Raw genomic sequence first — 16,802 nt, 5'->3', positions numbered from 1 at the left:
ACATATCAAATACAATTCTGCAACTCATGCCTAAGACCATTTATTACGACCTTAAAAACAACCAACGTTTATCAGTCTTTATTAATTTAATAGATCAGGAAGAGATAGAGAAAGTTCAAATGTATTTTTCCTTTAAGAATGATCCCCTTAAAAATAAAAATAAAATGGAGTACTCCATTCTTAACCTGCAGAGAGACGTATTCAATATGAAGCGAAATGACATGGAGGAAAAAGTAGCAGAAACATCAAAAGTATACTGGCATAAAGGTAGTTGCCCCCAAAACCAAGAAAGTTATTGTGACAAAGAAATCAATTTGCTTGTTAGAAACAGATCCCACTACAGTTCAATTATAGAAAATGGAAGAGATTTCAGGCAAGGTGTTGGAGAAATAGATTTAAAAGCGTCGTATACTACCGAAGAAAAATATAACGAATGGTGCAGCATATTTGATGAAAAGCTCTGTACAAGTTGTCTCATAAAAAAATTCTCTGGAGTCATTGCCCTCAGGCGGCAAAAGCAAGATGAACTCAGAAAAGAAAGGGAGAAGAAAGAACTCGAAGAAAAAATTGAATCTGAAGAAATAAATATTGAATTAATGAAACGACTTTCACCCCAGCCCCACTTTCCAACAGGATACAAATCATTAGATTTCTTACTTGGAGGAGGTTTTACTCCAGGTACAATAAATATACTGTCTGGCTATCCTAATAATGAAGTAGACAGTGCTCTTCTAGCAACTGTAGATTCCTTCAACAATCTGAATATCAAAAGTGTCTACCTTTCATTCTCAGGCACGCCCAAGGATATGATTGAACGTCAGTTACTCGCTAGACAGCTTAATGTAAATATTGATGAACTCAACAACTGGCAGCAGCTGTCATTTGAACATAGACGTGCTCTTCGTGATGCACAAATTAAAGCCTCCAATAATAGCGTCGAGATTATTAATCAAGTCCATAGCAATATGGACACAATAGAGGAGATATTACTTAGATATATCGCCCAAGGAACCACTGTTTTCTTTATTTCCTCTCTCCAAAATCTTGGTATTAGCTCATATGACAAAGGAATGAGTCAAAACAGGGAAAACACCGTAACATTAAATACTCTTCGACTAAGCGACATAGTTAGAACACGTAAGATTACCATTATTGCAACAGCATTATTAAATAGAGAATCATCAAAAAGAGATCAGAGAAGTAATGAGCCTAAGCTCAGGGAGCCTGTTCTTTCTGATTTAAGAGACAGCAATGTGCTGGAACAACAGGGTTATAATATAATTCAGCTCTTCCGTCCCGACTTCTATGACTTTAAGGGAAATAAAGCACAATTTTTACTTCGTAGAAAGGGAAATATGACAAGCTACGCCAAATGCGATGTTGTTTATGACGCAAAAAGTGGTTTCCTCTATGATACCTTTGATCCAATAGTCCTTAATAAAAACAAGAGTATAAATGAAAAACGTTTTGACTGGTACTCTGAAGATGATCCTTTTTAAAAGTAGTGCTGTACTTAGCATTTCTCATTCGATCTAATTTTTATGTTTATTCAAATAATGGATGCATGGAAGAAAATATGCAAGTAAAAAAGAATCTAATGCCCATGCTGTTTCCTTTTGAACCAGATGATTTTTGGCAGCAGATCAGGCTAATTATACGTGAGGAGGTCGCAAAGGTTAATAGACTTAGTCCATCCGATTCACAATATCAAACACCAGGACTCAAATATAAACCGCTCTATAAGATGACCGAGGTATGTGAATTATTCCAGGTTACAAAACCGACTATTTATGACTGGATCAAACATGGTAAACTGAAGCCTTTCAAAGTGAGATCCCGTGTGTTTTTCCTATGGAATGATATTCAACAATTACTGGGGTCTGAAGATTCAACTTTGAAATAGTTGAGGTTACCTACCTATACGCTTAATTATTTCTGGTCAGTTTCTTAAATTAACTAGGTTTACAACCACCCTAATCATCATATCCTTCTCATCGGGTTTAGATTCAGCTATCATAAGAGTAAGTGCAACTAAAGCATTGTCAGCAATCTTTTTTGAGCCATCGGAATGATAGAGGATTCTATTCTTCTCTAAAAACCACACAAATAAAAAAGCCGCAATACGCTTATTCCCGTCAGAAAAGGAGTGATTTTTTATAACGAAATAAAGCAGGTTGGCCGCCTTCTCTTCCACACTTGGGTAAAGATACTGCCCGCCAAATGTCTGGTAAATTGCAGCCAATGACCCCTGAAATGATTCGTCCTTCTCATTCCCAAACAAACTACTTCCACCAAACTTATCACGAAGTCCTTTGATTGCTTCCATTGCAGAAGGGTAGGTAATTTCAAATAAATTCTCAGGGGTGGTTGATTCAATTTGCAATACCTGATGATCATATTGATCCAACACATCTAAAGCATAAGTGTAATCAGTGATTACCTTTAATAAACCCGTTGCTTCATCAGTATTTAGGTTTTGAGCCTCCATAACATTCCCCAATAGCTTAACCGTTTGCTTCAGCTCATCCAATTTGCGGGACTGTTCCTGAAAACGCTTTTTGTCAATGGCATATCCGCTGATCAGATATTCTTTCAACACCTTGTTAGCCCAAATGCGGAATTGCGTACCACGTGGTGATTTAACCCGATAACCAACAGAAATTACCACATCAAGATTATAGAAATTAACAGGCTTTTTAGCAAATTCGGAATTTCCGAATTTCTTCATAGTGAATTCTTGATCAACCTCTTTCTCTTTATATATATTATTAATGTGTTCATTAATGGTTGACTTTGCCTTCTGAAATAAAAGGCTCATCTGGTCTTGAGTCAGCCAAACAGTATCGTCTTCCAACTTAACATCAATTCTTAAATCGCCTTCTGAATTCTGGTAAATGAGTATTTGATCGTCTTTCATATGATTATAAAAATGTAAAGTTCATGGAATATAAATACTAACCTCTTAATGTATTTGCTTGTAAATACCGATTAACATAATCATCAACAGAAAAAGCGCCACTATCCCCCTGCCGCTTCACCCACTCCAATATCTCTGACTTCTTAAACTTATACAACTTCCCCATCCTAAAAAATGGTATCTCCCTTTTAGAACACTTACCATAAATAACATTGACATCCAGCCGGAGTAGGTCTGCCACCTCCTTAGCCGACATAATATTCTCATGAGCATGCGACTGAAATGCCCCCTTAGACAGGTCCAGTAATTCAGACAACATACTTTTGATCTGCTGGATATCGCTCTCCATACGATCCAATCTCTGCTCAATAGGCGATAAACTCATGAGGGGTTAATTTAAATGTCTATTAATAGCCTTGCTGGCTGCTTTAGCTCTATTAGTATCCGGCACCTTCGCGTAGATCTGCGTAGTCTTCACATGCTTATGATTCAGCATTTTGCTGACAACATATATATCCTCTCCTTTCTCAATCAGGTCAGTCGCGTACTTATGCCGCCAGTTGTGGAACTTAGCTTTATCTTTTAAACCCACACTGGCAAACCAATCCTGGAGCCTTGTCCGGGTGCGGGAATAATTGAGATCCGGAAATATTAGCTTATCCCCTTCCTGCTTCTCTCCTAATATATCAACCGCCTGCTGACTGATATAATGCTTGAAAGATCGTTCCGGCTTGGGGTCTATGATATACACATACCAGGTGTTCAATGCTTCGGAGAAATGCAGATCGCTCCATTTCAGAATCTTGATAGCACTAAACCGGAAGCCACTAAGCAACGCAAAAATGGAAGACCGGAAAACAGTATCATCATCAATAGGATTCTCTAATAACAACCGTAACTCTTCATCGTCAATGATCTGCCGGAAGGTATCTACGTTGCTGATACGCGGCACACGTAAAGTATAGTCTTCTGGTAGATACTTATCTAAGAAGGCACTTTGAATAATGAGAATAAATTTATCATAGTAAGAAGCCGCCGAATTCTGGGCCAGCTTCGCTTTTGAGGACTTTAGTGAATTGGTAGTTAACAGATATTCTTTGAATTTCTTCAGGAATATTTCATCGATGTTCCGAAATTTAAAATGCTCTCCCATCCAACGTTTCAGATACTTAATAGCTGTTTCATGGTGGGTAGTATCAACTCCCTCTCGCTGCTTTCCACGAATAAAATTCAACGCATACAAGTAGAAATCTGCGTCCAGCGCATCTTTATTATACAAGCCGTTAGCATCCAGCATCAGGGCTTTCATGCGTTTGAGATAGATTTTCTCAGCTATTTCGTTATACAGTTTGTTTTCCTGTTTCTCCAATGGAGTAACAGGATTAGCATGAAGATGTAGATTCAGAAACTCCCGGCGGGTGTATTGTTTCGCCTGTGGATTCCATACAGGCGGGTAGTAATCTATATAAAGACTGAGCTTCCCACTCTTCAACTTCTTGTTTCTCAGCGCTCCTCTCATATATTCCCGTATTTGGTGGTTAAATAATCTATCACGGTTTGCCGGTGAAAAAGAAGACTACGCCCCACTTTTAGTTTGGGGAAGTCCTCATCTTTTATCAACCGGAATAAAGTACGTTCGCTGATGCTGGTAAGAGAAGATAGCGCCTTAATATCTATCAGGTCACCCAATGGCTTTGAGGTTGGGGGATCAACCAACCTGGATTTAGAAAGAAGTTGAGTGTTTGTTTCCGACTCTACTTTCTGTACACGCTCTTTCTTCTCACGTAGTTTATAATTGCGGCGGGCGCAGGTTAGCGAACAGAATTTGGTTACTGTCTTTTGGGCGATGAATACTTCTCCGCAATGCTCACAAATCTTCTTTATCCTTAAATGACTACTCATTTTTTAGAAGTTGAAATTGGAACTATTGTGAGGCTACTGTCTGGGGATGAATTAAACTGCCTATTACTGCCTTAAACTGTCAATTACTGCCATTATTTCCCTATTTCCCCGTGTACATTTGTACCTCCGTATCTTATTACTAATTTAGAGGTTTATGGATCAACAACAAAATAAAACAAAGGAAAAATTAGGCATCCTGTCAAGATGCAGCACTGATAAGCATTACGTTAGGTAAATAAAGAAAAGTAGATGTAAATAAAAGAAAGGGGTTACTTCCCGATACAAAACTTACTAAAAATATAATCCAGCCTATCCTCATTTGTCACCTCACCCGTTATCTCTCCCAGATAATGCAAACAGAGCCGGATATCCAGTGCCAGCAAGTCTCCCGGCAGACCGTCGTCCATTCCCTGTTTTACATCCTGTAATGATTTCAGCACTTCCTGCAGCGCGGCGTGATGGCGGGCATTGGTGATGATGGTATCTTCTGTGTTGACATCGCCTGCCAGTACCTTATGTACCAGTGCATCTTTCAGCTCCTGGATGTGTGCATGATTCTTTGCTGAGATAAAAAGTATTTCAGGTATACCGGTGAATTTGGCGCGGATGGCTGCTTCACCGGTGATATCTGTTTTGTTTCCTACCAGGAGATAGTTAACGTTTTGTGATTCAAAAGCAGTAATCTGATTACGTATATCCGTTTCAGAGAGTTCATTCACATCAAAGAGATAAACGACTACACCGGCCTCGCGTATTTTCTCCATTGTTTTCCGCACACCAATGCTTTCAATGGTATCCAGGCTTTCGCGGATACCGGCAGTATCTATAAGGCGGAAGAGGATGCCATCAATGTTGAGTATTTCCTCGATGGTATCGCGGGTAGTGCCGGCAATATCGCTGACGATGGCGCGGTTCTCATTGAGAAGCGTATTCAGTAATGTTGATTTGCCGGCATTGGGTTTACCTACTATGGCGGTATTCACACCATTTTTGATAACATTTCCCATCCGGAAGGAATCGATGAGGTGCTTCACTACTCCGGTGGCATTAGTAACAAGGGTATATAAGCCGCTACGATCGGCAAATTCCACATCTTCCTGGCTGAAGTCCAGTTCAAGTTCGATCAGGGCAGAAAAGGTAATTAATTGCTCACGCAGAGCATGTAATTCCTTGGAGAAGCCTCCACGCATTTGTTGCATGGCGGTTTGATGGGAAGCGGCAGAATTGCTGGCTATCAGATCGGCCACAGATTCGGCCTGGGTAAGATCCAGTTTACCGTTCAGGAATGCCCGCTGGGTAAATTCACCTGGCTTCGCCAGCCGTGCACCTGCTTTAATGGTGGCATCAATAATTTGTTGTTGGATATAGGGAGAACCATGACAGGATATCTCAATCACATCTTCGCCGGTATAAGAGCGGGGGCCTTTATACAGGCTCACCACTACCTCGTCGATGATATGACCATTGGAAACGATGTTACCAAAATGCAGGGTATGACTGGCTTGTTGCAGGAGATCCTTACCAGGGAATAGTCCGTTACAGATCGCATAGGTATCGGGGCCGCTCAGCCGTATTACCGCAATAGCGCCGAGGCCCGGGGCTGTTGCTACCGCTACAATCGTATCATCAAATCCTGTTAATTTACCCAGCATACCGTGTTTAGTTTATGAATATTCCCAAAGGGCACAAATTTACGGACAATCGTGGCTATCACCAATTCCTGAAAATCAAAGGTCCCGTTCCAACTATGTTGAAACGGGACCTTTGAAAATTATATTGATACAGTACTACTCCTGCAAAGTAAAGCGGATAGGGAGGTTGAACTGTACAGAAACCTGGCGGCCATTTTGCTTACCAGCTTTCCACTTAGGCATGGTTTTCACCACACGCACAGCTTCTTCTTCCAGGCCACCACCTTTTGCGGCGCCTACTGTTTTTACATCTTTAATGTTTCCTTCAGAATCTACTACGAACTGAACGAATACTGTACCGGAGATACCATTTTCCTGCGCAACGCGCGGGTAACGGATATTTTTGCTCAGGTATTTGGCCAGTGCTTCTTCTCCACCCGGGAAGGTTGGAGGTTGCTCTACGAAAGTGAAGATTTCTTCTTTTGCAGGAGCAGGAGGCGGGCCTACTACACCGGTACCTTTACTATCTTCCAGTAATCCCGGATCAACTCCGTTTGGATCACCGTCTACAGTTTTAGTACTGATGGCTTTATCCTTAATATCCTCATGTTTCGGAGGTTCCTCATCCGGTGGTACTTCATTATCCTTCTTAATAACAGGAGGAGTGAACTGTACTGACGGTTTTACCGGTGGTGGCGGCGCAGGCGGTGGAGGTGGCGGAGGTGGCGTTTTCGGATCATCCGGTAACTTCACATCCTCCATCTTAATTTCCTGTATCACCGGCTTCTTCGTGTTTTCACCCTCAGAAGCTTTAACCCACTGTGATATCATGTACGTTGCAAAGAATATTACAAACAATGACGCGGTTCCCAAAATGGCATTCCGCACACGCTTATTATACTGTCTCCGCAAATCGTACGCCCCATAATCCTTGTTCCTGCCGTCAAACAGGATATCAAGAAAATCGGACTTTAAGACTTTAGCAGAATCCATTGTTGTTGTTTTATGATGGATGCAAAAAAATAATTAGTTATTTAGCCGGCGGAGTTGCAGGAGTGCTGCTAGGTACACCGTTAGCTGTTTCTGTAGACTGTATCCATTTTTTATCCTGGTCACTGATATCTACGGTTGCATAACGTTGAATCCTGTTGATGGCCATTTCATCAAGAATATCTACGAAATTCTTGTAATTAGCCTGATCATCAGCTTTAATAATCACCACAACATCTTCTGGTTCACCTTTTGCATTTCTCAGTTTGGCAACCTCATCCCTCTTTCTGATAATCTCATCTCTGATTCCTCCGGTATTGGCAAATGATGTTGCCTTGAAGAAGTCAGGATTAGCAGAGGCATTCGGGTCTTGTGCCAAACCTTCGTAATAGTAAACACGATTATCTTTTCCGAGTAAAATGGTCAGGGCCGTACTTTCTTTTACTTTGTTCTGGTCCTTCTCATTTTCGGTATCCTTTGGCATGATCAAGTCCATTGTTTTGGGCTTGGACATGGTAGTGGTAAGCATGAAGAAGGTAATCAGGAGAAAACCTAAGTCTACCATCGGTGTCATATCTACACGGGTAGATTGTTTCTTGGATTTCGTCCCACCGTGTTTCTTGCCACCGCCACTACTACTGGTATCCATTTCTGCCATAGTAGCCAATTTTTTTTAGTTCTTAAATCAACAGCCTTCCAGGTCAGGAAGTAATTACTGCCGTTTACTTCTTAGGTGCATTTGCCTCTTCCCAGGCAGCAGTACCTTTAGGTGCTTCTTCCAGGTTAGTAACCAGGTTCAGCTTCTGAATATGCTTCTTTTTGAAGGTATCCAGGATTTCCTTGATCTTTGGATAAGGAGTCTGGTTGTCTGCTTTGATACAGTACTTCAGCTTCGCAATGCTTCCGCCTTGTGCTGCAACACCATATTCGATCCAGGCACCTAACTCATTATTAGCAGAATCTGTAGGAATTCCCTTGTCCAGTCCTGATTTTTTACGTTCGTCCTCAGAGAGGGAGAGGTATTGTTTCAGGTCTTTGATAGGTGCTCCTACACTGGCTCCGGTTACAAAGCTTTTAATTTCTTTATCATCCAGGCCCAGTTTGTACTGCGTGTTCAGATCTTCTATCAGCTTCTTTCTTTTGGGCTGACCATCCATGCTGAAAAACACTCTGCCATCCTTATCCACTGTGAATAACAACACATCGGAATCAGGTAAAAGGGTGGTGTTTATAGAGGATGGGGTAACTACTGTTACCGGTTCATCCGGTTTAAACTTAGTCGCCAGCATAAAGAAAGTTAACAGCAGGAAAGCCACATCACACATTGCTGTCATGTCAATGGCCGTGCTTTTCCTTGGCATTTTAACTTTAGGCATCTTTACTCTGTTTTATGGTTTACTTTAAATAGATTCAAAACCGCTCAAATTCCACAAAATAATCTCAGATTATTTGTGGTTTGCTGCGAAGCTCTGAGTTAAAGTAAAGCCAGATTCGTCAATAGCGTAAGTGATGCTATCAATATTGGTAGTAAAGTAGTTGTACATTACGATCGCAATAGCGGATGTACCGATACCCAGTGCGGTGTTGATCAACGCCTCAGAGATACCTAACGCCAGCTGTGCAGAATCCGGAGCACCACCAGAAGACATTGCAGAGAACGCCTTGATCATACCCAATACTGTACCGAACAGCCCCAACAGGGTTGCTACAGACGCAATGGTGGACAGGAACACCAGGTTCTTTTCCATCATTGGCAGTTCCAGTGCAGTGGTTTCTTCAATTTCATTTTTGATGGTCAGGATCTTCTGTTCTGTATCCAGATCAGCATTGGTAACCATTTCTTTGTACTTTTTCAGACCAGCTTTCAGTACATTTCCTACAGAGCCTTTCTGTTTGTCACACTCAGCCAGTGCTGCGTCTACATTTTTGTTAGCCAGGTGATACTGTACTTTACGTACCAGCTCAGAACCGCTGAATTTACCTTTTGCTTTTGACAGGTACAGGAAGCGCTCGATCACGAAAGTCAGACACACCAGTAATACGGAAATCAATACCGGTACTACCAATCCTCCTTTGTAAACAGTACCAAACCATTTACCGATACCTGAATCTATAGGATGTCCATCGGGATTATTACCCTGGAAATTGGCTGGATTACCTAATACAAAAAAGAAAAACAGGAATCCTATCACTAAGCAGATAGGCACAGCCAACGTCGCGAACAGGTTGGATGACTTTTTAGGTTGATGAGAAGAAGCCTTAGCTGTAGCTGCAGTCACAGTTGTTTTAGTCTCAGCCATGTTGATTGAAATTTTAGTGTTAAAAATTAAACTATTGTTTGTTAGAAGTTTCTGTCCCTTTAGAATGCCCCTCAGCACCCAATTTACTGTTTTAATCAGTGATTCGCAAAGTTATACGGTTGGTCCAAAAAAACAAGTGCAGCCCAAAAAAACCCACAAAAATTAACCTTCACACGTAAAAGCCCCATCACAGGGCTTTTAGACCACTCATTTTTTTAGAGCAAACACTTACATAAGCGAATAAACCAATATTGCAGTTCTCACAACTGATTGTTACTGTCCCAATTCTTGAAATCGTTTGATTTTTTTCAAAGTTGGACGCACAATTTAAGAAAAAATTCAAATGTTCCAACAGAAATCTCACAATTCTGCCAACTTATTTATTTCCGCGCCAGTGACCACTTTCAGGCCACGCTAATAGCATTTAGCAATACAACATCCATATTTGCCCGTTCCATAACTTGAAATTCAATGCCGCAGCGACAATCAACTTCTCCCCTGTTATCTCTGCCATATGAAATTATTATTTGCTATAACAATAAATACTTACATAAAAAAAGTTGCCACCGCAACTATTGTTTCAACGCCTACCATTCAATTTTGCTTCTTTTTTTCCATTCCTACAGTCATTACTGCGCTTATGGATTTTCCTGATAAGTTAATACTTAAAATACTTACTTGCAAAGGTTTTTAAAAAAACATAACAACTAATCAAAAACCAATTTATTAAATCGTAATGATCAAACCAATTCATCACAAACTGATAATAGCCATGGCAGGCGCACTTTGCCTGGGTACTACAGTTTATCAACCTGCCAGCGCACAGCGGAAAAAACAATCGCGTAACGCCACCCCAACTACTCCTGCTCCTGCTAAAGATTCTACCGGGAAACCTCCGATGATCAAGCCGGGACCAAAACCAGGACCCAAACCCTTTGCCGAAGTAATTACTGATAAAGCCCAGGCTGATTCAGGCCTGTTTAACATCTATAAACTGGATGACCGCTTCTTTTTTGAAATCCCTGATTCCCTGCTCGGAAGAGATGTACTGGTGGTAAACAGGATCTCAAAATCAGCTGCAGGTCTCCGCGCTATGATGATGGGCTTCAGTGGCGATATCATCGGCGAAAATGTGATCCGCTTTGAAAAAGGCCCCAACAATCGCATCTTCCTTAAAAATATCTCCTACGCCGACGTTTCAAAAGATTCTACCCAACCTATGTTCACCTCTGTGAGCAACTCCAACCTGCAACCCATCGTTGCAGCATTTGATGTAAAGGCGGCATCTAAAAACGGGAAAGGTACAGTTATCGACCTCACAGAATACATCAGCGGGGATAACGAGATCCTGTTCTTCGACGGCCAGATTAAAAACATGCTCAAAATCGGTGGTGTTCAACCTGATAAATCTTACATCTCTGATGTGAAATCCTATCCGATGAATACCGAAATCAAAACCGTAAAAACATACAGCAAATCCGGCGGACCGGGTGGACCAGGTATGCCCCCATCTCCGGGTGGCAATGCTACCGTGGAGTTAAACAGCTCTATGGTATTGCTTCCCGCAGTGCCCATGCAACCACGCTATTTTGATCCCCGCGTAGGCTACTTCACCACCAGCGTAACCGACTTCGATGCGGATCCGCAAGGCGTGAAAAGACTCCAGATGATCACCCGCTGGCGCCTGGAACCAAAACCTGAAGACATGGAGAAATATAAACGCGGCGAACTGGTGGAACCAGTTAAACCCATCGTGTTTTATATTGACCCTGCAACGCCCGTAAAATGGCGTAAATACCTGATCATGGGTGTGAACGACTGGCAGTCTGCCTTCGAACAGGCGGGCTTTAAAAACGCTATTATTGCGAAAATGGCGCCTACTCCCCAGGAAGATTCCACCTGGTCTATTGAAGATGCCAGATTCTCTGCTATCGTTTACAAACCTTCAGATGTGCCTAATGCGAGCGGTCCTCACGTACACGATCCCCGCTCGGGTGAAATTATCGAAAGCCATATCAACTGGTACCACAACGTGATGCATTTGCTGCGTAACTGGTATTTTGTACAGGCGTCTCCCAACGATCCCCGCGCCCGTAACATGCAGTTCAGCGATGAACTGATGGGTGAACTGATCCGCTTTGTATCTTCCCACGAAGTGGGCCATACACTCGGTTTACGCCATAACTTCGGCTCCAGCTCCACTTACCCGGTTGAGAAACTGCGTGATAAGGAATGGGTAAAAAAGAACGGCCATGCGGCGTCTATCATGGACTACGCCCGTTTTAACTACATAGCGCAACCTGGCGACGGCATCACCGGAGCTGATCTCTATCCCCGCATTAATTACTACGACAAATGGGCAATCGAATGGGGCTATAAACTGCTTCCACAGGCCAAATCACCTGAAGCAGAAACGCCTATCCTGAATAAAATGACGGTAGAAAAGCTGAAGGATAAGAAATTCTGGTTCGGTACAGAAATGAACCCGGATGATCCAAGATCCCAAAATGAAGACCTGGGCGACAATGCCATGATTGCCAGTACATACGGCATAAAAAACCTCCAGTATATTATGCCTAACCTCCTTAGCTGGACAAAGGTAGATAACGAAGGTTATGCAAACCTGTCTGAATTGTATAAAGAAGTAGCCGGTCAGTTTAGCCGTTACATGGGTCATGTGGCTAAAAACGTAGGCGGGATCTACGAAACACCGAAAACGGTAGAACAAGCCGGTGGCGTGTACGAATATGTACCTGAAGCAACCCAGAAAGAAGCGATACAGTTCCTGAACAAGCAACTGTTTACCACTCCGAAGTGGCTGATTAACCAGGATTTACTGAGCCGCATAGGCAGCGATGGCGTTTCCCTGATTAATTCCCGCCAAACACCGGTGCTGGACAGGCTGATGAGTACCAATACCATCAATAAACTGATTGCCGGTGAAGCTGCACTGGGAGCAAAGGCTTATTCACCTGTTGATATGCTGAACGATCTGAAAAAATCCATCTTCTCAGAACTTTATACACATCAACCGATAGACGTATACCGCAGAAACCTGCAACGCGATTACGTGGATAACCTTTCTGACCTGGTAGCCCCAGCTGCCCCCGCCAACCCAATGATGGGTGGTTATGCACCTCCGAGTGCTGCCAGATCAGATGCTGCAGGCATTGGCCGTGCCCAGCTGACCGCCCTGAGAACAGAGCTGCGTGCTGCTGCAGGCAGTGGCGACAGCATGACCCGCAATCATCTCCAGGAGCTGATTGCCCGTATCAATAAGGCACTGGATCCGAAATAACGAATGCGCATACACGAAAATATCTGCACCCTTCCCGGTAACTCCAGGAAGGGTGCCTTCGTTTTATAGATGTTCAAAAGCCTATAAATTATTGCGGAAAATGCTTAATATCGCTGCATTATTAACTTAGAAGCCTCAAAAGTGAAAGATCGGACTAACAAAATCACGATATACGATATCGCGCATAAGCTGAATCTGTCGGCATCTACTGTTTCACGTGCATTGCAAAACAATCCGCTCATTAACCTGGAAACACGTGAAAAAGTACAAGCCGCAGCTACAGAGATGGGCTACGTACCTAACTGGATTGCTTCCAGTTTGCGCAAGAAACGGTCGAACATTCTCGGCCTTATCGTACCCCGAACTTCCATGTACTTTCAGAGTACGGCTATCAGCGGTATTCAGCATGAGGCACATAAATATGGATTCAGCATTGTAATTGGCCAGTCGGATGAAACCGTGGCGATGGAGAAGGAATTAGTACATACTTTTTATTCTCTTCGTGTAGATGGATTACTGGCAGTTGCTTCCATGTTCACCACCAATTTTGATCATTTCAGTCCGTTTATCAAGAACAATATTCCACTGGTATTTTATGACCGTGTGCCTACCGATTTTCAGGGCTACACTATTACCGGAGATGATTTCAGAGGCGGTTTCCTGGCCACCGAACACCTGATCAAACAAGGTTGCAAACGTATTGCCCACTTCTCCGGAGTGCTCACCTGTAACCTTTACCAGCAAAGGCTTTCAGGATACAAAGAGGCATTGGCACAATATAATATTCCTTTCGACGAAGAGCTGGTTTATATCCATGATCTGACGATGGACTCGGCGACTATTGCTGCACAACAATTGTTTGATGCACAGAAAATGCCCGATGGTATGTTTGCAGCCAATGACAGTTCAGCGGTGGCTTTTATCCGTGAAGCGAGGAACAGGAATATTGCGGTTCCCGGGCAAATCAAAGTAGTGGGATATTCCAATGATCTGTCTTCCCGTATTATTTCTCCTTCTTTAACTACCATTGAACAATCGGGGTATAATATGGGGCAGAAAGCAGTGGAAACAATCGTTCAGCTGATCAACCACGAAGAGACAGTGAAAGTGACAAAAAATTACGTATTCCCGGTGGAGTTAATCAAGCGGGAATCTACCGGAATATAATTTAATACTAAAACTGATAACCTACAACTTTTATGAAATCTTCCATTTATGTAGCATTATTATGTACTGCCGCAGTTGCCGTATCCTCTTGTAACAAGCGTATTTATGTGCCTAACCAGGTAAATGTGCCGTTGTTGAAAGAGAAGTATGAATTCAAAGGCAGCGTTACACCTACCAATCTGCAGACCGCTTTTGCAATTACTGATAATATAGCCATCATGGCCAATGGCCAGTACCTGTGGGGATTTAATTATGCCGATCCGACCAATAGTTACGATGAAGATGGCTTATTCCGGGATAACAATACCCGCGGAGGATTGATAGAAGGGGCAGTTGGCTTCTTCAAGCCTATTGGCGTCAGTAAAAAAGCAGTTTTTGATGTATATGCGGGTTATGGCAGCGGCAATTTCAAAACATTGACTGGCAACTACAAATCCGATAATGATGGTACGGGTAACATTAACCTCAACGACTATGTCATAAAAAACCGTTTCAGCAAAGTATTTATACAACCAAGCTTCGGGCTTTCCCATCGTGTGGTGGAAGCAGCGTTCAGCAGTCGCTTTTCCCTGATAAACTTTTACGACAGTAATATTGGCGTAAAGGCATTTGAAAATAATGAACAGGAGCAGACGAAATTTATGCGTATCCACGACAAATCCGTGGTGTTCTATGAGCCGGCATTCACAGTGCGGGTGGGTTATAAATACGTAAAGTTTCAGGCACAGTTACAGTTTTCAACACCGATAAACAGTAATAGTTTTTACGACGATACCGACGACCATAATTTCAATGAGTATTTCCAGCCGGTGAATTTTAATATGGGTGTTGCGATAAATCTGGCGAAGTGGTATAATCGTACGAATAGATAAGTGATTCCAGGAAGTGATATAAAAGAGAAAGCCTTAGTGTTTGAAACACTAAGGCTTTCTTTTAATAAGTATGGCAGCTACCTACTCTCCCGCATGATATTGCAGTACCATCGGCCATGAGGGGCTTAACTTCTCTGTTCGGAATGGGAAGAGGTGAACACCCTCGGCATAACCACCATAAGATCTTTAGCCTGTTTGAGCAGGCAATTATATGATGAAGTTCTGAACGAACTGTGAATCGTATTTGAGTCTCTTAAAGAGATAACCTATAACAGCTTTTCTGTCTGGATAGAATTTAAATAAAGAAGCCTCGGTGTTTGTACACCAAGGCTTCTCTTAATAAGTATGGCAGCTACCTACTCTCCCGCATGATATTGCAGTACCATCGGCCATGAGGGGCTTAACTTCTCTGTTCGGAATGGGAAGAGGTGAACACCCTCGGCATAACCACCATAAGATCTTCTTTGCTTTACAGCAAACTAATAAGATAACATATCGGGAAAGTTGTATTCTAAGACTCTTTAGCGTAATATTTAAAAAATTAAAGCTTACGGGCAATTAGTATTACTCGGCTGCGATGTTACCACCCTTACACCTGTAACCTATCAACGTCGTAGTCTCCGACGGCCCTTAAAAGTAAACTCATCTTGAAGCAGGTTTCACGCTTAGATGCTTTCAGCGTTTATCCTATCCATACATAGCTACTCTGCACTGCACCTGGCGGCACAACAGATACACCAGCAGTATGTACGACCCGGTCCTCTCGTACTAAGGTCATGTCCTCTCAATTTACTAACGATCACAACAGATAGGGACCGAACTGTCTTGCGACGTTCTGAACCCAGTTCACGTGCCACTTTAATCGGCGAACAGCCGAACCCTTGGGACCTTCTCCAGCCCCAGGATGTGACGAACCGACATCGAGGTGCCAAACCTCACCGTCGATATGAGCTCTTGGGTGAGATCAGCCTGTTATCCCCGGAGTACCTTTTATCCTTTGAGCGATGGCCCTTCCATACAGAACCACCGGATCACTTTAGCCTGCTTTCGCACCTGCTCGGCTTGTTTGCCTCACAGTCAAGCACCCTTATACTAATGCGCTCTGCGTACGATTACCAACCGTACTGAGGGTACCTTTGCGAGCCTCCGTTACCTTTTAGGAGGCGACCACCCCAGTCAAACTACCCACCAAACAATGTCTCCCATTACTGGGATTAGACTCTAAATAACAGAAGGTTGGTATTTCAACGATGACTCCACAACTCCTGGCGAAGCTGCTTCATAGTCTCCCAACTATCCTACACATCTGGCATTCAAAATCAATGTTAAGTTGTAGTGAAGGTTCACGGGGTCTTTCCGTCCCGTTGCGATTAACCGGCATCTTCACCGATACTACAATTTCACCGAGCTCGTGGTAGAGACAGTGTACAACTCATTAGACCATTCGTGCAGGTCGGAACTTACCCGACAAGGAATTTCGCTACCTTAGGACCGTTATAGTTACGGCCGCCGTTTACTGGGGCTTCAGTCAGAAGCTTTGGATTGCTCCGAACATCCTTCCTTAACCTTCCAGCACCGGGCAGGTATCAGGCTCTATACGTCATCTTTCGATTTTGCAGGGCCCTGTGTTTTTGTTAAACAGTTGGTTGTACCATTTTACTGAGGCCGCATCACTGCGGCACGCCTTATCCCGAAGTTACAGCGTCAATTTGCCTAGTTCCTTTA

At 42.8% G+C, this 16,802-nt stretch carries 14 protein-coding genes and 3 rRNA genes (1 of these 17 running past the window's edge); 5 read left to right on the top strand and 12 right to left on the bottom strand.

Translation table 11 applies throughout. The features are described 5' to 3' along the window. Positions 1-26: 26 nt before the first annotated feature. Positions 27-1,499 (top strand): DnaB-like helicase C-terminal domain-containing protein, encoded by a 1,473-nt coding sequence (locus QFZ48_RS14330; RefSeq protein ID WP_429062711.1) that lies wholly within the window; start codon positions 27-29, stop codon positions 1,497-1,499. A gap of 65 nt (positions 1,500-1,564) precedes the next feature. Then, on the top strand, positions 1,565-1,903 hold the full coding sequence (locus QFZ48_RS14325) for a helix-turn-helix domain-containing protein (RefSeq protein ID WP_429062709.1): 339 nt from the start codon (positions 1,565-1,567) through the stop codon (positions 1,901-1,903). A gap of 36 nt (positions 1,904-1,939) precedes the next feature. Here the strand turns inward: QFZ48_RS14325 and rhuM are convergent, their stop codons facing one another. From rhuM to QFZ48_RS14280, 9 genes are all read right to left on the bottom strand, one after another. Next, positions 1,940-2,917, bottom strand: a complete 978-nt coding sequence (rhuM, locus tag QFZ48_RS14320) for a RhuM family protein (RefSeq protein ID WP_429062708.1) — start codon at positions 2,915-2,917, stop codon at positions 1,940-1,942. A 37-nt stretch (positions 2,918-2,954) separates the two neighbouring features. Then, a complete protein-coding gene (locus QFZ48_RS14315; RefSeq protein ID WP_429062706.1) occupies positions 2,955-3,302 on the bottom strand; it encodes a helix-turn-helix domain-containing protein in 348 nt (115 codons plus the stop codon). Between the two features lie 6 nt (positions 3,303-3,308). Next, on the bottom strand, positions 3,309-4,436 hold the full coding sequence (locus QFZ48_RS14310) for a tyrosine-type recombinase/integrase (RefSeq protein ID WP_429062704.1): 1,128 nt from the start codon (positions 4,434-4,436) through the stop codon (positions 3,309-3,311). After that, positions 4,433-4,819, bottom strand: a complete 387-nt coding sequence (locus tag QFZ48_RS14305) for a helix-turn-helix transcriptional regulator (RefSeq protein WP_429062702.1) — start codon at positions 4,817-4,819, stop codon at positions 4,433-4,435. The genes QFZ48_RS14310 and QFZ48_RS14305 overlap by 4 nt, the downstream gene beginning before the upstream one ends. A 269-nt stretch (positions 4,820-5,088) precedes the next feature. Continuing rightward, complete coding sequence (gene mnmE, locus QFZ48_RS14300; RefSeq protein ID WP_429051551.1) at positions 5,089-6,471, bottom strand: tRNA uridine-5-carboxymethylaminomethyl(34) synthesis GTPase MnmE; 1,383 nt, start codon at positions 6,469-6,471, stop codon at positions 5,089-5,091. Positions 6,472-6,606: 135 nt separating this feature from the next. Continuing rightward, entirely contained in the window at positions 6,607-7,443 is an 837-nt protein-coding gene (locus QFZ48_RS14295; protein ID WP_079470954.1) for an energy transducer TonB, read from the bottom strand. A gap of 37 nt (positions 7,444-7,480) precedes the next feature. Beyond that, entirely contained in the window at positions 7,481-8,098 is a 618-nt protein-coding gene (locus QFZ48_RS14290) for an ExbD/TolR family protein (protein ID WP_429051552.1), read from the bottom strand. Between the two features lie 64 nt (positions 8,099-8,162). Further along, positions 8,163-8,816 (bottom strand): ExbD/TolR family protein, encoded by a 654-nt coding sequence (locus tag QFZ48_RS14285; RefSeq protein ID WP_079470956.1) that lies wholly within the window; start codon positions 8,814-8,816, stop codon positions 8,163-8,165. Positions 8,817-8,885: 69 nt separating this feature from the next. Beyond that, positions 8,886-9,740, bottom strand: coding sequence for a MotA/TolQ/ExbB proton channel family protein (locus tag QFZ48_RS14280; protein WP_336389237.1), 855 nt, complete (start codon positions 9,738-9,740; stop codon positions 8,886-8,888). Positions 9,741-10,476: 736 nt separating this feature from the next. Between QFZ48_RS14280 and QFZ48_RS14275 the strand changes: the two genes are divergently transcribed. The 3 genes from QFZ48_RS14275 to QFZ48_RS14265 all read left to right on the top strand — a co-directional run bounded on the left by QFZ48_RS14275 (position 10,477) and on the right by QFZ48_RS14265 (position 15,077). Further along, on the top strand, positions 10,477-13,038 hold the full coding sequence (locus QFZ48_RS14275; RefSeq protein WP_370912646.1) for a zinc-dependent metalloprotease: 2,562 nt from the start codon (positions 10,477-10,479) through the stop codon (positions 13,036-13,038). 141 nt (positions 13,039-13,179) lie between these two features. Beyond that, a complete protein-coding gene (locus QFZ48_RS14270) occupies positions 13,180-14,205 on the top strand; it encodes a LacI family DNA-binding transcriptional regulator (RefSeq protein ID WP_370912647.1) in 1,026 nt (341 codons plus the stop codon). 32 nt (positions 14,206-14,237) lie between these two features. Next, positions 14,238-15,077 carry a hypothetical protein gene (locus QFZ48_RS14265; RefSeq protein WP_370912648.1) on the top strand — a complete coding sequence of 280 codons (840 nt, stop codon included), beginning with the start codon at positions 14,238-14,240 and terminating at the stop codon, positions 15,075-15,077. Positions 15,078-15,145: 68 nt separating this feature from the next. Here QFZ48_RS14265 and rrf (QFZ48_RS14260) read toward each other — a convergent pair. From rrf (QFZ48_RS14260) to QFZ48_RS14250, 3 genes are all read right to left on the bottom strand, one after another. Then, positions 15,146-15,257: ribosomal RNA gene (rrf, locus tag QFZ48_RS14260) — 5S ribosomal RNA — on the bottom strand. 163 nt (positions 15,258-15,420) lie between these two features. Further along, positions 15,421-15,532: ribosomal RNA gene (gene rrf, locus QFZ48_RS14255) — 5S ribosomal RNA — on the bottom strand. An 83-nt stretch (positions 15,533-15,615) separates the two neighbouring features. Further along, positions 15,616-16,802, bottom strand: a 23S ribosomal RNA gene (locus QFZ48_RS14250) (it continues 1,701 nt past the right edge of the window).

This window comes from Chitinophaga sp. W2I13 (assembly GCF_050434005.1).
In the GTDB taxonomy this organism is placed as follows: Bacteria; Bacteroidota; Bacteroidia; order Chitinophagales; family Chitinophagaceae; genus Chitinophaga.
This window is presented reverse-complemented; position numbering and strand designations above follow the sequence as displayed.

What these genes read in the sequence shown, in the direction of transcription:
- QFZ48_RS14330 (WP_429062711.1), top strand. Translation starts at nt 27, where the DNA reads ATGCCTAAGACCATTTATTACGACCTTAAAAACAACCAACGTTTATCA.
- QFZ48_RS14325 (WP_429062709.1), top strand. Translation starts at nt 1,565, where the DNA reads ATGGAAGAAAATATGCAAGTAAAAAAGAATCTAATGCCCATGCTGTTT.
- rhuM (WP_429062708.1), bottom strand. Translation starts at nt 2,917, where the DNA reads ATGAAAGACGATCAAATACTCATTTACCAGAATTCAGAAGGCGATTTA.
- QFZ48_RS14315 (WP_429062706.1), bottom strand. Translation starts at nt 3,302, where the DNA reads ATGAGTTTATCGCCTATTGAGCAGAGATTGGATCGTATGGAGAGCGAT.
- QFZ48_RS14310 (WP_429062704.1), bottom strand. Translation starts at nt 4,436, where the DNA reads ATGAGAGGAGCGCTGAGAAACAAGAAGTTGAAGAGTGGGAAGCTCAGT.
- QFZ48_RS14305 (WP_429062702.1), bottom strand. Translation starts at nt 4,819, where the DNA reads ATGAGTAGTCATTTAAGGATAAAGAAGATTTGTGAGCATTGCGGAGAA.
- mnmE (WP_429051551.1), bottom strand. Translation starts at nt 6,471, where the DNA reads ATGCTGGGTAAATTAACAGGATTTGATGATACGATTGTAGCGGTAGCA.
- QFZ48_RS14295 (WP_079470954.1), bottom strand. Translation starts at nt 7,443, where the DNA reads ATGGATTCTGCTAAAGTCTTAAAGTCCGATTTTCTTGATATCCTGTTT.
- QFZ48_RS14290 (WP_429051552.1), bottom strand. Translation starts at nt 8,098, where the DNA reads ATGGCAGAAATGGATACCAGTAGTAGTGGCGGTGGCAAGAAACACGGT.
- QFZ48_RS14285 (WP_079470956.1), bottom strand. Translation starts at nt 8,816, where the DNA reads ATGCCTAAAGTTAAAATGCCAAGGAAAAGCACGGCCATTGACATGACA.
- QFZ48_RS14280 (WP_336389237.1), bottom strand. Translation starts at nt 9,740, where the DNA reads ATGGCTGAGACTAAAACAACTGTGACTGCAGCTACAGCTAAGGCTTCT.
- QFZ48_RS14275 (WP_370912646.1), top strand. Translation starts at nt 10,477, where the DNA reads ATGATCAAACCAATTCATCACAAACTGATAATAGCCATGGCAGGCGCA.
- QFZ48_RS14265 (WP_370912648.1), top strand. Translation starts at nt 14,238, where the DNA reads ATGAAATCTTCCATTTATGTAGCATTATTATGTACTGCCGCAGTTGCC.